General features: G+C 61.9%; 9 protein-coding genes and 2 pseudogenes. 5 read left to right on the forward strand and 6 right to left on the reverse strand.

The window, feature by feature from the left end:
- Window positions 1-477: 477 nt before the first annotated feature.
- The 5 genes and pseudogenes from VQ042_RS22435 to VQ042_RS22455 form a co-directional block, all read right to left on the reverse strand.
- Window positions 478-2910 (reverse strand): TOTE conflict system archaeo-eukaryotic primase domain-containing protein, encoded by a 2433-nt coding sequence (locus VQ042_RS22435; protein ID WP_331822522.1) that lies wholly within the window; start codon window positions 2908-2910, stop codon window positions 478-480.
- Window positions 2911-3281: 371 nt separating this feature from the next.
- A pseudogene (locus VQ042_RS22440) lies at window positions 3282-4351 on the reverse strand (NAD(P)H-dependent flavin oxidoreductase).
- Window positions 4352-4531: 180 nt separating this feature from the next.
- Window positions 4532-6019 carry a pyridoxal phosphate-dependent decarboxylase family protein gene (locus tag VQ042_RS22445; RefSeq protein ID WP_331822523.1) on the reverse strand — a complete coding sequence of 496 codons (1488 nt, stop codon included), beginning with the start codon at window positions 6017-6019 and terminating at the stop codon, window positions 4532-4534.
- A gap of 23 nt (window positions 6020-6042) precedes the next feature.
- Window positions 6043-7131 carry a cysteine synthase A gene (gene cysK, locus VQ042_RS22450; protein WP_331822529.1) on the reverse strand — a complete coding sequence of 363 codons (1089 nt, stop codon included), beginning with the start codon at window positions 7129-7131 and terminating at the stop codon, window positions 6043-6045.
- A 55-nt stretch (window positions 7132-7186) separates the two neighbouring features.
- Window positions 7187-7555: a hypothetical protein gene (locus tag VQ042_RS22455; RefSeq protein WP_331822524.1), complete on the reverse strand. Its 369-nt coding sequence runs from the start codon at window positions 7553-7555 to the stop codon at window positions 7187-7189.
- A 136-nt stretch (window positions 7556-7691) separates the two neighbouring features.
- Here VQ042_RS22455 and VQ042_RS22460 point away from each other — a divergent pair, with 136 nt between their 5' ends.
- The 5 genes from VQ042_RS22460 (at window position 7692) to VQ042_RS22480 (ending at window position 12480) form a co-directional block, all read left to right on the forward strand.
- Window positions 7692-9242 carry a winged helix-turn-helix domain-containing protein gene (locus tag VQ042_RS22460; RefSeq protein ID WP_331822525.1) on the forward strand — a complete coding sequence of 517 codons (1551 nt, stop codon included), beginning with the start codon at window positions 7692-7694 and terminating at the stop codon, window positions 9240-9242.
- 553 nt (window positions 9243-9795) lie between these two features.
- The gene (locus VQ042_RS22465) at window positions 9796-10788 is read left to right on the forward strand and encodes an IS701 family transposase (RefSeq protein ID WP_442880179.1); all 993 of its coding nucleotides are present in this window, start codon (window positions 9796-9798) and stop codon (window positions 10786-10788) included.
- Window positions 10789-11644: 856 nt separating this feature from the next.
- Window positions 11645-11959, forward strand: a complete 315-nt coding sequence (locus VQ042_RS22470; protein WP_331822526.1) for a thermonuclease family protein — start codon at window positions 11645-11647, stop codon at window positions 11957-11959.
- Complete coding sequence (locus VQ042_RS22475; protein WP_331822527.1) at window positions 11956-12219, forward strand: hypothetical protein; 264 nt, start codon at window positions 11956-11958, stop codon at window positions 12217-12219. The genes VQ042_RS22470 and VQ042_RS22475 overlap by 4 nt, the downstream gene beginning before the upstream one ends.
- 6 nt (window positions 12220-12225) lie before the next feature.
- Window positions 12226-12480: a hypothetical protein gene (locus VQ042_RS22480; RefSeq protein WP_331822528.1), complete on the forward strand. Its 255-nt coding sequence runs from the start codon at window positions 12226-12228 to the stop codon at window positions 12478-12480.
- 281 nt (window positions 12481-12761) lie between these two features.
- On the opposite strand, the pseudogene VQ042_RS22485 reads toward VQ042_RS22480, so the two are convergent.
- A pseudogene (locus tag VQ042_RS22485) lies at window positions 12762-12965 on the reverse strand (SOS response-associated peptidase); the annotation flags it as partial.
- Window positions 12966-13088 lie beyond the last annotated feature (123 nt).

Raw genomic sequence — 13088 nt, forward strand, 5'->3', positions numbered from 1 at the left:
CGATGGTAGGTCACGTGGATATCCTCATTGCTTGCACCGTGGTCACCACACCACGCCGCAAAAACAACGATCTCATCCAAAGTTCGCAAGGCGGCTCACGCCGGAGGCACACCCTTTAACGGGGGATTTCAACAACATACGTGTTCGCAGTTTTGTTCTGACCGGCGCACCAAAAACCGGCACCGTTCAGAATAGAACCCCGAACCGATCCCCCGGTAGCCCTCGCATTCTAGGCCAACGTGATGGCGCGCGCAGCCGAAAGCCGGAGATCCACCTTCGTCGAGCGACCCGGTGTGACTGCCGTGGCGTCGTCGGTTGAGATCCTTCTGCAGCTGAAGAAAACCCGTTGGCCGCCTCACACCCCCCTGTTTCAGTGCGATCGGCGACTTACCGTGCCCACCCACGTCGAGATCCCCATGCCGGGCCACAGGTGATGCTGATCCACACCGCGGCGGCTATCAACGCGGCGGGGCGCCGCTACTCGATCACGTAGCCCAGGGCACGATACCCCGCCCGTCGCTTCCCTGCCATCCGGGCGAGGACGGGAACCGTCTGATCGACATAGTCCACGACGAGAACATCCCTCTTTCGGTCGTGCTCGCGATGCAGTCGGCCAACATACTGCGCCAGTGTTCCCTTCCAGGCGATCGGCATGGTTAGGAACAACGTGTCGAGACGAGCATCATCGAAGCCCTCGCCGATATAGCGGCCCGTCGCCAGGATCAGCCGCTCATCGTCATCAGAGACCTTCAATGCGCGGCTGGCAGACTTGCGGTCCTTCGCCGACAGCCCACCGCGCAGAACCACCAGATTGCTTACGAATGGGGAGAACCTCTTCTGAAGATAATCGAGGTGGTCTTTCCGCTCCGTCAGAACGACGGGCGAGCGCTTTGCCTCAAGCGATTTCAGCACATCATCGAAGATCAAATCATTCCGACCATTGTCCTGCGCCAGCGCCGCATAGATCGCAGGCATCGACGGCCGTTCGGCGGAGGCCAGCGACGCCGGGAGTTCAAACCGCGTTGAGCGATTGCGAGCGCGATGGCGGATATTACGTTCGGCGGCTTGAACCCGCGCATCGACCCTATGGCGGACCGGACCGCATTGCATGAAGATGATCGGATGGTGTCCGTCTTTCCGGGCAACGGTCGCCGACAAGCCGACTACGTATCGTGCCTTTGACCGCCGGGCGACAAGCTCAAAACTGGCTGCGGGCAGGTGATGGCACTCATCGATGATCAGATGGCCGTAGTCAGCAACGATATCCCCCACTTCTCCTTTGCGCACTAGGCTCTGGATGAGCGCTACATCGATGACACCCTTCGGCCTCCTCTTCCCGCCGCCAATAATGCCGATCTGCCTTGGATCTACCTGCAAAAAGGCTCGTAGACGTTCAACCCATTGATCGAGCAGTTCTCGTCGGTGGACCAGAATGAGCGTGTTTCGGGCACGGTGCGCAACGAGCGCCGCCGCGACGACCGTTTTACCAAAGGCAGTCGTCGCGGCGAGCACTCCGTTCTCATGCGCGACGAGAGCATCGAACGCCGCCAACTGCGGCCGTCGTAACTCGCCCTGGAAGGATATGCCCGCCGGAAGTTCTGCGCCGATTTCGCGCAGGTCCTCCAGATCGGTAACGGCGCCATAGCTTTTTATGAGATCGATCGCCTCCTCGAGGCAACCCCGAGGAAGCGCGACATGCTGTGCATATAGTTCGGCGCACGAGACAATCCGAGGCTTGCCGAACGTCGGCAACCGCATGGCCTGGGCGCGGTAGAATTCCGGGTTCTGGAAAGCGGCCACACGAACAAGCTGTGCAATCATCGCCGGCGGAAGGCCTGCCCTGTCGACGTAGACCTGGTCGGCGACCACAATCCGTATGCGGCATGGTATTGTAGCCTCAATACGCGGTGGCGCACTGCGGCGCGACGGCGACATCTTCCACGGCTCGATGGCGTGTTCGTCGTCGACCGGCATACGGACGCCCAGGACCCGGCCCGACAGCTCCGCCTCGTCTGCAATGCGGACGACCATGTCGGCCGACAGTCTGGGTAAGGATGACAGATACGCCCATTGGTCGTCGTGAGGTTGCAGATCCTTGTCGACGAAAGCGCTGTTGCCACTCTCACGTGCCCTTCTCTGCAGCGGCAGTGCAATCAGATTGCCAAAGCCGCCAACGGGCATCGTATCTTGATTGGGAAAGAAGCGATCGTAGGAAGTGAAGCCTATCTCTGGGCGCTTTTCCATCGTTTCCGTGATCAAAGCGGAGCCCATCTGCCTGGCGGTTTTTGCCGGAACAGGTTCGGAGAAGAATATCCAGACATGGCCACCATTCCCCGACCTCGACCGCTCCAGCGCGGCGGCGACTCCTTTCTCGTGACAGGTGTCGAGCAGGGCCCTGGCGTCTTCCGCCCAACTGCCATTGTCGAAGTCGGCGGCGAGGAACCAGCATGTCTCGTCTTGCAGCAATGGATACACCCCGGCGACAAAGTCGCCCGAGCGGGCATCGCCGCCACGCAGATGCTTTTCGATGATGTCCTCGGATGGCGGGACAAACGCCTGATGCGGACATTCTCCGCATTTCACCTTCGGCTTGCTGCAAATCCCCTTCACCCACTCGTTCGAGCAGGCTGGCGAATAACCTGAGCGTCCGGCCTTCCTGTTTTCCCATCGAAGCGGGAAGACATCGGGACGCCCGGCGAATAGACGGCGAAACAATTCGATTTTCTCGCCCGATGACGACCTGTTGGTGACAGGGGCATACGCAAAGGGAGCCCGCTCGGAAGCGTTGCAGTCGGATATCGGCTTCTGCTCGAGTGCTTCTAGTGCTCGCGTAAGCGCCAGCCGCTCTTCATCCAGATCAGCGAGCCGCTGCCGAATGTGCGCGATTTCACCAGGAACTTGGTCAGCCAAGATCGCCTCGTGTCTCTACGTCCCATTGTTGAACAAGATATTCTAAACCACGTCGAGCTTAAGACGGGCGACACATAAGCGGCAGCTTTTTCATAAAGACCTGTAGGGGACTGTACCGCAGCTTCCTCAACGGCCATGCTGGCGACGCTATCAACGCTCCTCGTGGCCGCCGCCCACAATCTGCGACTCGTTCTCACCGTCCTGGCGCTGTGGCTTGTCCAGTTCCTGCAAGCAAGCCGGCCAAAAAAACGGCGAAACTGGATACGTCCGAACGACTCCCAGGTGCGTCTCTTGAATGGCTGAGCCATTAGTTAGGGCGTACTACCTACGTGAAGGCGCAGACCCGACCGAGGACAGGACGGGCCAGGCGTTCACCCCCGGTGCAGCAACGCCAGAGCCTCGCCCGCAAGGGCGCGAGTCAACCGATCTGCAGGGACAGGGCGGCCGAGCGCGACAGATTGCCCCGACCAGAGCGACATGAACTCGCCGGAACCGCTCGGCTCCGTCCCCGCCCGTAGTGGCGCGAGCGCCCCACCGGCCAGCGGAAAGGCCGGCGCAAGCGCTGAGATCGGTCCGACCTCGCGCACCGCCCGGTTGACGATGCTGCGCGCCGGGCGCCCGGTGAACACGTTGGTTAGCGCGGTATCGCTAGCTCTCGCCGACGCAAGGGCGCGGCGATGGGGCGGGGCGATCGTCGATTCCGGGCAGAACAAGTAGGCCGTGCCGATCTGCACGCCCGAAGCGCCGAGCATGAACGCCGCCGCGATACCGCGCCCGTCGGCGATGCCGCCGGCCGCGATCACCGGAACATGCACCGCATCCACCACCTGCGGGACCAGAGACAGTGTCCCGACCTGCGTCGCGACGTCATCTGTCAAGAACATGCCGCGGTGCCCGCCCGCCTCCGAGCCTTGAGCGATGATCGCATCGCAGCCCTCTGCCTCGAGCCGGCGAGCCTCATCGACGGTGGTGGCCGAGGACAGGATCTTCGCGCCGCTGGCGACGACACGGCGCAGCAGCTTCTGGTTGGGCAGGCCGAAGTGGAAGCTTACCACTTCAGGGCGGAGTTCCTCGACCAGCCCGCAGAACGTCTCGTCGAAAGGCGCGCGGCTCGACACCGGCGCCGGTACATCCGGGTCGAGGCCCACCTCGCGGTAGTAGGGCGCGAGGTGTCGCCGCCATTCTGCTTCCCGCGCGGCGTTCGGTTTCGGAGCGCTGTGACAGAAGAAGTTGATGTTGAGCGGCTTGTCGGTCCGCTGGCGGAACAGCCGCACCTGCGTGCGCATGTCGTCGGGGCCGAGCAGCGCGCAGGGCAGCGAACCGAGGCCGCCGGCTTCGGGGACCGCCGCGGCAGGTCCGCCAGGCCTGCACCTGCCATCGGCGCCTGGATGATCGGCGTCTCCACGCCGAAAAGATCCTGCAGTCGTCGGTCGGGCCACATGGCATTCCTCCGAAGGCTTGTGACGGTCACGTCAGACAGATCGGCGGGCCGCCGCGCAAAAGTCTGCATGAAGCCCCCGTTCGCTGAATTCAAACGTGGATCCGTTCATGTGGACGATCGTCCACTCCTGTTTACTAATTTCGACCCACCAGCAGCATCAGCTACCCTAACGCAGCATTGTTATTGCGCCAGCAGCCAGCAGTCAGCAGTCAGCAGCGCACCGAGGCGCAGTGTTTCTGCGACGAGCATGTCCAGATCCTCGCGCCGGGTCCGATGATTGTTGACCGCCACCCGCAGGCAGTGCTCGCCATGGACGGTCGTGTCCGAAAGGGCCGCGATCCCCTCCTCCTGAAGCCGCAGCATAATCTCGATGTTCAGCGCCTTCGAAGCAACCTCCTTCAGGCCCCGGGGGCGATAACGGAAGCAGACGATGTTGATACTTGTCGGCGCGACCAGTTCGAACAGGGGTTCTTCCTTTATCAACCGGCTGAGATGGTGCGCTTGCGCTATGTTCTGGTCGATCAATCGGCCAAACTTTTCAATTCCATGTTCCTTGAGTGCCATCCAGATTTTCAAAGCCCGAAAGCCGCGCGTCGTCTGCAAGCCATATTCATGCAGCCATTCGGCCGATGCGAGGCCGCGCGGCGTTGACTCAAGATACTCCTGCGTGACGGCGAAGGCACCGCGGTGCGCGGAAGCATCTCGGATCAGGACGCAGCCGACTTCAAAAGGGGCATGCAACCATTTGTGCGGGTCGAGCGCCACGGAATCGGCGCGCGCGATTCCTGAGACGCGATAGGCATTCGCGGGCGCGATTGCCAGCAACGCTCCGATGCAGCCGTCTACGTGCAGCCAGAGAGCCTCTTCATCCGCCAGGCTCGCGAGTGCTTCCAGATCATCGATGGCGCCAGTGTTGACCGTGCCGGCCGCGGCTATCACGCCGGCTGGCTGACAGCCGGCCGCGCGATCCTCCGCAATTGCGGCGCGAAGCGCGGCGACATCGATCCGCAGCTCAGCATCCGAAGGGATCCGCCGGAGTGCCTTGTTGCCCAGCCCAAGCGCTTCGATTGCCTTGCGATGACAGCTATGCACCTGATCCGAAGCGTAGAAGCGCAGGGGCTTCTCGATCGCGCCGACGCCATGTTCGCGGACATCTACGCCCGCCTTGACGTTTCGCGCTACCGTGAGAGCGATCAGGTTGGCCATCGAACCGCCGCTGACCAGGGTTCCGCTGGCCGGCGGAGGAAACCCGATCATCTCCTTGCACCAGTTCACGACCTGGCTGTCCATTGAAGCGGCGGCATGGTTGCCACCGCCGAGGTTCGACCCCTGAATGGCTGCCAGGAAGTCCGCCAACGCTCCGGTGAAATTGCTCGACCCCATATACCAGGACCAGAAGCGCGGATGGATGTTGCCCATCGGATAGGGCATCAGGTTCTCCGTAACCTGCCGGTAGACATCATCAAGCGGCATGGGATAGCGCGGCAGGAGCTCCTCAAACGCGGCCTTCACCCCTGCCGGCATTTCCTGCCACACGGGACGTTCCCGGACGTCGCGGAGATAACCGATCGAATCGTCGATCATTCGATGCGAAAGCGCCCGCACAGCGCTCCAGTCGATGGGATCGAGGGTTTCTTCGGCGATCGCTTGATTGCGCAGCGTATCCATCTTGTCTCTCCCTCGCTGCGCCTTTACGCGGCAGCAAGCTGGTATCCGGGTGTCGACGAGGAAAGGGCCCGTTCCTCGTCGTCCATGTCTGCCTCGATCCCATCGAAGAGCGGCGTCGTCATGTAGCGCTCGCCGGTGTCGGGGAGCATGCACAGGATGACAGAACCGGCTGGCGCTTGTTCGGCTATCTGATGGGCGACCGCGAAGCTGGCGCCGCCCGAGATTCCGGTAAGAATTCCCTCCCGTCGCGCGAGGGCTTTGGCCCACTTGATGCCTTCGGCGCCCGCGACAGGGGCCACTTCGTCGTAAAGGCTGGAATCGATTGCCTCTTGCAGGACGTGGGGAATGAAGTCCGGCGTCCAGCCCTGGATCGGATGTGGTTCGAAGGCGGGATGGCTCGAGGCCGGCGCGCCGCCGGGCTCTCGTTCCTGCAAATGTCCGCTGCCGATCAGTTGCGCATTGGCCGGTTCGGCTAGCACGATCCGCGTATCGGGGCGCTCCCGGCGCAGCACGCGACCGACGCCGGTAACCGTGCCGCCGGTGCCATAGCCGGTAACAAACCAGTCGAGCCGCGACCCGGCAAAATCATTGATGATCTCGCGCGCGGTCGTCGCCTCGTGAATGGCGGCATTGGCATTGGTCTCGAATTGACGCGCCAGGAACCAACCGTTCGATTCGGCCAGTTCGACGGCCTTCTTGTACATGCCGAAGCCTTTCTGGTCGCGCGGCGTCAGGACCACCTTGGCGCCGAGCATGCGCATCAGCTTGCGGCGTTCGACGGAGAAGCTGTCGGCCATAGTCACGACCAGCGGATAGCCTTTCGCCGCGCAGACCATCGCCAGACCGATGCCGGTATTGCCTGATGTTGCCTCGACCACTGTCTGGCCAGGGCTGAGGCTTCCGTCGCGCTCGGCCTCCTCGATGATGCTGAGTGCCAGCCGGTCCTTGACCGACCCGGCCGGATTGAAGGCTTCGACCTTGACGTAGATATGGATACCGGCCGGGGCGAGGTTGTTGACCCGGACTACGGGGGTGTCCCCGACGGTCTCCAGGACGCTGGCGAAAAGCTTGCCACGTCCCCGTGTTGTGCGCATCGTCAACGCGTCCATCATCTCGCTCCATTCAGTCGTCATTCGACCAATGCGAATCCGCGTGATCGGCAAACAGTCAGTGCTGGTGTTCGGGAGGCGCAAACAGGATCAGTTCGACCCGATCGCCGCCATCGACGTAAGCGTCATGCCCTGGCGGGATCTCGAAGAAGTCGCCCGTGCTGATGTGCGTCTTGGTGCCGGTATCGACCATGCGGACGACAAGCTTGCCGGAGATGCAGTAGCCGGTGTGTCGCATCGGACATGAGTCGGGCGAGCCGAGCAAAGGCTTTTCGTCAGCCTCCCAGGTCCAGCCGGGCTCGAAAATCGCGTGCATTCCCGTACTGCCGTCGGCCATCTTGACGATGGAGATGCCCCCGCGCTCCTTCATGTCGAGGCGCTGATCAGGCGTTTCAAATCGTCTTGTCTCTATCGCGTTGTCTTGCATCGTTCGCTCCGTCTTGCTTGAGTTTGCCGCGGGGAGGCAGTTGCACGGGTTGACCGTGTGGCATCCAGTTCGAGCAAGCTTGACGGAGTTCTGAAGAATTCCTGTAGAAGCCGACGATCGTGCGGTATGCTCCCGCATGACCTGGTCATTCGGTGACTTTCGACTCGACCCGGAGCGATTTCAGCTCAGCTTTCGCGATGAGCCAGTGCGTCTGGAGCCGCAGGTGCTGTCCCTGCTGATCCACCTTGTTCAAAACCGCGATCACATGGTCTCGAAGGACGAGATTGTTGCCGCAGTCTGGCAAGGTGAAGCCGTTTCGGATGCCAGTATTTCCAGTCGTATCCGTTCGGTCCGTCAAGCGGTCGGTGACGATGGTGCACGACAGGCCGTGATCCGCACGGTTCACGGTCGAGGATTCCGCTTCATTCCGGACGTGACGACCTCGACGCCCGGTCACGCCGTGTCGGAGAGTTTCTCCCACCGACCAGCAGGCCGTCCTGGTGGACGCCCCTCGATCGCCGTGCTGCCGTTCCAGCAACTCGGCATGTCGTCTGAGCTTGCCATTCTTGGCGACGCTATCCCGCACGAGATCATCGAGGCACTCTCGCGGCTGCGATGGCTTGCAGTAATTGCGCGCGGATCGACCTTCCGCTTCCGACAGGTCACCGCCGATCTCGATTTGGTGTCGACAGCACTTGCTGCGCAGTACGTCCTGTCCGGGGTGATCGAGAGGCCCGGCCGCACCATCGCGGTGACCCTCGAATTGACCGATTCCTGCTCCGGCGAGATCATCTGGGCTGACAGGCTCGCGGCTCGCATTGACGAAGTCGGCGACCTGAGGACGCAGATCGTCGCGCACCTGGTATCGGCGCTCGAGGCTCACATACCTTACAACGAGGCGCGCATCGCGCGACTGTGTGATGGGACCGGACTGGACGCCTGGGCGAATTATCACATTGGCCTCGGTCATCTCTATCGTTTCACTCCAGCCGACAATGCACTGGCAAAGGGTTACTTCGGACGGGCAATCACGGCAGATCCTCAACTTGCTCGCGCCCATGCGGGACTATCGTTCACCAGCTTCCTGGAAGCGTTCCTACGCCTGACACCGGATCCGGCATCGGCCGCGAGCGACGCGCGGCGTCATGCCGAGCGCGGTCTGGAACTGGACCCTCTCGACCCGTTCGCTAACTTTACAATGGGGCGTACATTCTGGCTTTCTGACGAGCCGGAGATCGCTGCCGAGTGGCTGGAGCGAGCCACCACACTAAATCCAAATTATGCGCAAGGCTTTTACGCCTCCGCGTTCACGTCAATGCTTACCGGGAACGCGCCTGCCACATTCGCGGCGCTGGATACCTCATTGTATCTCAGCCCGCTCGACCCGCTGCTCTACGGCATCCACGGCGTCCGGGCGCAGATGCTGATTCAGCAGCAAGATCACGAGGCGGCCGCCGGCTGGGGAGACCGAGCGGCCGCCACGCCCGGTGCACATTACATGATCGCTATGATCGCTCTGGTGGCGAACGGGCTGGCCGAGCGGCATGAGCAGGCGGCGCGGTGGCGACAGAAGGTCCGTCGACTCAAGCCAGACGCCAGTTCAGCAGATTATTTCGCCGCTTTTCCCACGCGTGAAACGACATCCCGGAAACGTATCGCGTCGGAACTGCGCCGGCAGGGCTTCTGAACCAGTACGCGGGAGCATCACCCTTTCGCTGCCTGACCCATTGGAGTTCTCCTCGGCCTTAATTGGCCGAAGGAAAAACGGTGCAGGCACTGCTGCTCGGGGACCGACAGCTGAAAGGCGGCAATCGGCAATGCGCTGTCGACAATTCACATGTTGATCTCGCCATAAGATGAGGGGAGCCTCTCATCTCATGGCGTCCGCCGCATCTTTTCAACCGCCGATCAGCCCACGCATCTACCGCCCGACCGCGACGCCGCCGCCCATCTGTGCGAGCGGATCGTGTATCGGACCACGCGGCCATACCTCGCAGGATGAGGTCAACTCCGCCGCTGCGACCTACTTTCGGACAGCAATTTCAATAATATAAGTGTTCGCAGTTTTGTTCTGACCGGCGCACCATTCTTTTCAAGCACTTATTGATGCTTCGAACAGCACTGCTTCCCAGACTTGCCATTTGGGAAGCGTATGGGAAGCACGATTGCTATCGATCCCTCGCACTTCAGTGCGGGCATCCCCCGTAGAGCCTCTCGTGCTCCGCATCATCGACCGCCTTGTGCCGGATGGTCCCGTGGTCATCGGGATGGACGACACCATCGAACGCCGGTGGGGGCGCAGGATTACTGCGCGTGGCATCTATCGCGATCCCGTCCGCTCCAGCCATGGTCACTTCGTCAAGGCCAGCGGCTTACGCTGGCTGAGCTTCATGGTGCTGACACCGGTCGCCTGGGCAGGCGTCGTGAAGGCCCTGCCAGTGCTGACCCTGCTCGCCCCTTCGGAGCGTTCCGACCACCAGCGTGGTCGCAGGCACAAGCTGCTAACCGAGTGGGCTCGCCAAGGTGCGCTCCAGCTCTGCCGCTGGTTGCCCGACCGCGACGTCGTCTTCGTGAGCGACAGCAGCTTCGCCGTCCATGAGCTGGCCCATGCCCTCGACGGGCGAGCGACCCTCATCAGCCGGCTGCGGCTCGACGCCAATCTCTTCGCGCCCCCTCCAGGACGCCATGCCCATACCCTCGGGCGTCCGGCGCAGAAGGGACCTCCATTGCCCAAGCTGAAGGCGCTGCTCTCCAACCCTGCCACGCCGTGGCGAAGGATCACCGTGTCTTCCTGGTATGGTCGCAAGGAGCAGAAGACGCTCGAGATCACCTCCGACACTGCATTGTGGTACCGTTGCGGCACGCCTCCCAGGCAGGTCCGCTGGGTGATCGTCCGGGACCCCGAAGGCAAGCGGGCTCCGCAAGCCTTCTTCAGCACCGACACCACGCTCGATCCCACCGATATCATCGCACTGTTCGTTCGACGCTGGCAGGTCGAGGTCACCTTCGCCGAAACTCGTGCCCATCTCGGCGTCGAAACCCAGCGGCAATGGTCCGACAAGGCAATTGCCCGAACCACGCCAGCCCTGCTCGGCCTCTACAGCCTTGTCTCGTTGTGGGCATGCGATCTGCTCACCGCGTCGAGCAATTCATGCCGCAGCATGGTATCGAAAGACCAGCCTCACCTTCACCGATGCCATCGGTGCCGTGCGACTTGCTCTATGGATCGGTGACATTTACCAACACTCACCGCCACACCGGGAACGGCACAAAATCCCGCCCGACCGTCTCGTGCGTATGGCGGAAGCCCTCTGCTTCGCCGCATAACGTACAAAGTCAGCTTACTCCTCATGGCAACCAAGAGGAGCGATCACGATGCGTGCCCTGTCCTTCCGCGAACAGACGAAAGAGGATGACCACGACCTCGTCGTTTATGGCTGCTACGCCGCTGCTACAGTGTGGTCTTTTGTGTGCGCATACTTCATCTTCGTCCAGTGACGGATCGGCCCTGACACGGCCTTATGATGCCTGCCAGGAGGCGGGGAGAATGGGACAGATCAAGAGCTTGCTGCGACATGCCGCCATCGGCCTCGGCGCCCTGATGCTGAGTGGCTGTGTGGCCGAGACCGGCTACTACAGTGAAACCTACTCGGGTGTGATCTACGAGGAGCCGGTCTATGCCGAGCCGGTGTTCGTGATAGATGTCCGGCCGCGCTATCGGCACCGCGACTATTACCGTCATCGAGATTGGAGACGACACCACCGCGAGCGTTGGGACCGTGNTCTACGAGGAGCCGGTCTATGCCGAGCCGGTGTTCGTGATAGATGTCCGGCCGCGCTATCGGCACCGCGACTATTACCGTCATCGAGATTGGAGACGACACCACCGCGAGCGTTGGGACCGTGGCTACCGATACCGGGATCGGTACTATCGGTATCGCTGAGATTGCACGAATGCCGATAACGCCTGCAGGGCGTCAAAGCCGGGCGACGACGCGGTCGAGTGGTGTCCATCTCTCTCGCCATCACTCTTCTTTCGATTCCTGCCTTGGCGGGCCCGGTGCCGGTCTGCTCCAGCGGAGATAGCGCATGCTGACATGCATCGTCGACGGCGACACCGGCTGGGAACGCGGCGTTAAGTGGCGGGCCCTGAACGTCGACATGCCAGAAATCAGCCAGCCCGAATGCGGAGCGAAGAAGCCCCTTGGACTGAAGGCGCGCGATCGGCTTCGTCAGTTGATAGTGGACGGTTATCACATCGAATGGACAGGTGGCCGCGGGCGCTACGGACGCGAACTCTCCAACGTCATCCTTTCGGACGAGCGCGATGCCGCCAAGGTCCTGATCGAGGAAGGGCTGTCCCAGCCATGGTCGAACGACGGGAACATGTGGTGCAGACAATGAGCGAATCGATCGCCGCCGGCGCGGTGCCGCTGGCTTGGGAGGATCGCAAAGAGGGTTGCTGGCGTGGATTGCGGAACGGCAAGGTCCTAGCGTCCGTCATGTCCCTGCCGGATGGGAGCTGGCAGTGGTCGCTCCGCGGAGTGAACCCTTTCGGAATATCGAAGTCGGCGGGCACGGAAGACAGCCTGGAGGGTGCCATGGCCGCCGCGCAGGCATCATGGGATCGCTGGTGCGCTGCGCTTGGCCTGACTGCGGTGTAAGGCGGCATGACATCTCCATCCCCCGACCCGCACACGATCGACACGCTCGGCAAGCTGGCCGATAACGAGATGGGTTTGGTATGGGCCTGCAATGGCTGCCATCGCACGCTCGGCTTGACCCTCGACGAGGCCATCAATCGATGGGGCCGGAATCAGGTGTTCGTGCAATGGGCGCCGCCGCTGAAATGCATAGGCTGCGGCAGTCGGGACATCAGCATGCGGGTACAGGCGAAGGTGCCGGGAGCAGAAAGAATTTCGTGATCAGACGCGTTGAAAGAGCCGTCTTGCATGCAATCGCCATTCTGAAGGGAACGCCTCTGCCTGTCACTGTGCAGGACTCTGTCGACCGACTTCTCGAAAGGCATAATGCACATGACGCGTTGGAGATGGCAGAGGGAATAAGGCAGCTTTGCAAGCAGATCCGCGACCGCCCCGGCGAGGGCCATTGGAAGCGTGTGGTCCGAGAGCTCAGGCGGCAGACCGCGCACAGTTCATGGTCAGACGCGGAGCAGTTGGACGAGCGGTAGCTCCCGCGATCAAAGTTATTCCCCGTCCTTCCGCTCGCCGCGCGCGACGATCCGCAGTACGTCGTTGGGCAGCGGTCGCTGCAGCGCCGAGGCTTCTATCCACTCCGCCCGCATCCAGACGTCCATCTCCTCCGGCTCGGTGAGGATGACCGGCATTGCCTTCGGATGGATCGACGCAACGACCAAGTTGGGATCGGTGGTCAGGAAGGCGTAGAGGTCCGTATTGACCGTATCCATCCGGTGTGAGCCGCGGCGGTCTCGGTTTGCTGTGTTATCCTGACCGCGTGGAGATCGATAACGACAAGATCGATGATGCTGTCCTGGCACTTTTGTGGTTGACGC

Source organism: Aurantimonas sp. A2-1-M11, from assembly GCF_036549475.1.
Classification (GTDB): Bacteria; Pseudomonadota; Alphaproteobacteria; order Rhizobiales; family Rhizobiaceae; genus Aurantimonas.

Coding starts and splice junctions, on each gene's coding strand:
- VQ042_RS22445 (WP_331822523.1), bottom strand. CDS start 6,019: ATGGATACGCTGCGCAATCAAGCGATCGCCGAAGAAACCCTCGATCCC.
- VQ042_RS22480 (WP_331822528.1), top strand. CDS start 12,226: ATGACATCTCCATCCCCCGACCCGCACACGATCGACACGCTCGGCAAG.
- cysK (WP_331822529.1), bottom strand. CDS start 7,131: ATGATGGACGCGTTGACGATGCGCACAACACGGGGACGTGGCAAGCTT.
- VQ042_RS22455 (WP_331822524.1), bottom strand. CDS start 7,555: ATGCAAGACAACGCGATAGAGACAAGACGATTTGAAACGCCTGATCAG.
- VQ042_RS22470 (WP_331822526.1), top strand. CDS start 11,645: ATGCTGACATGCATCGTCGACGGCGACACCGGCTGGGAACGCGGCGTT.
- VQ042_RS22475 (WP_331822527.1), top strand. CDS start 11,956: ATGAGCGAATCGATCGCCGCCGGCGCGGTGCCGCTGGCTTGGGAGGAT.
- VQ042_RS22460 (WP_331822525.1), top strand. CDS start 7,692: ATGACCTGGTCATTCGGTGACTTTCGACTCGACCCGGAGCGATTTCAG.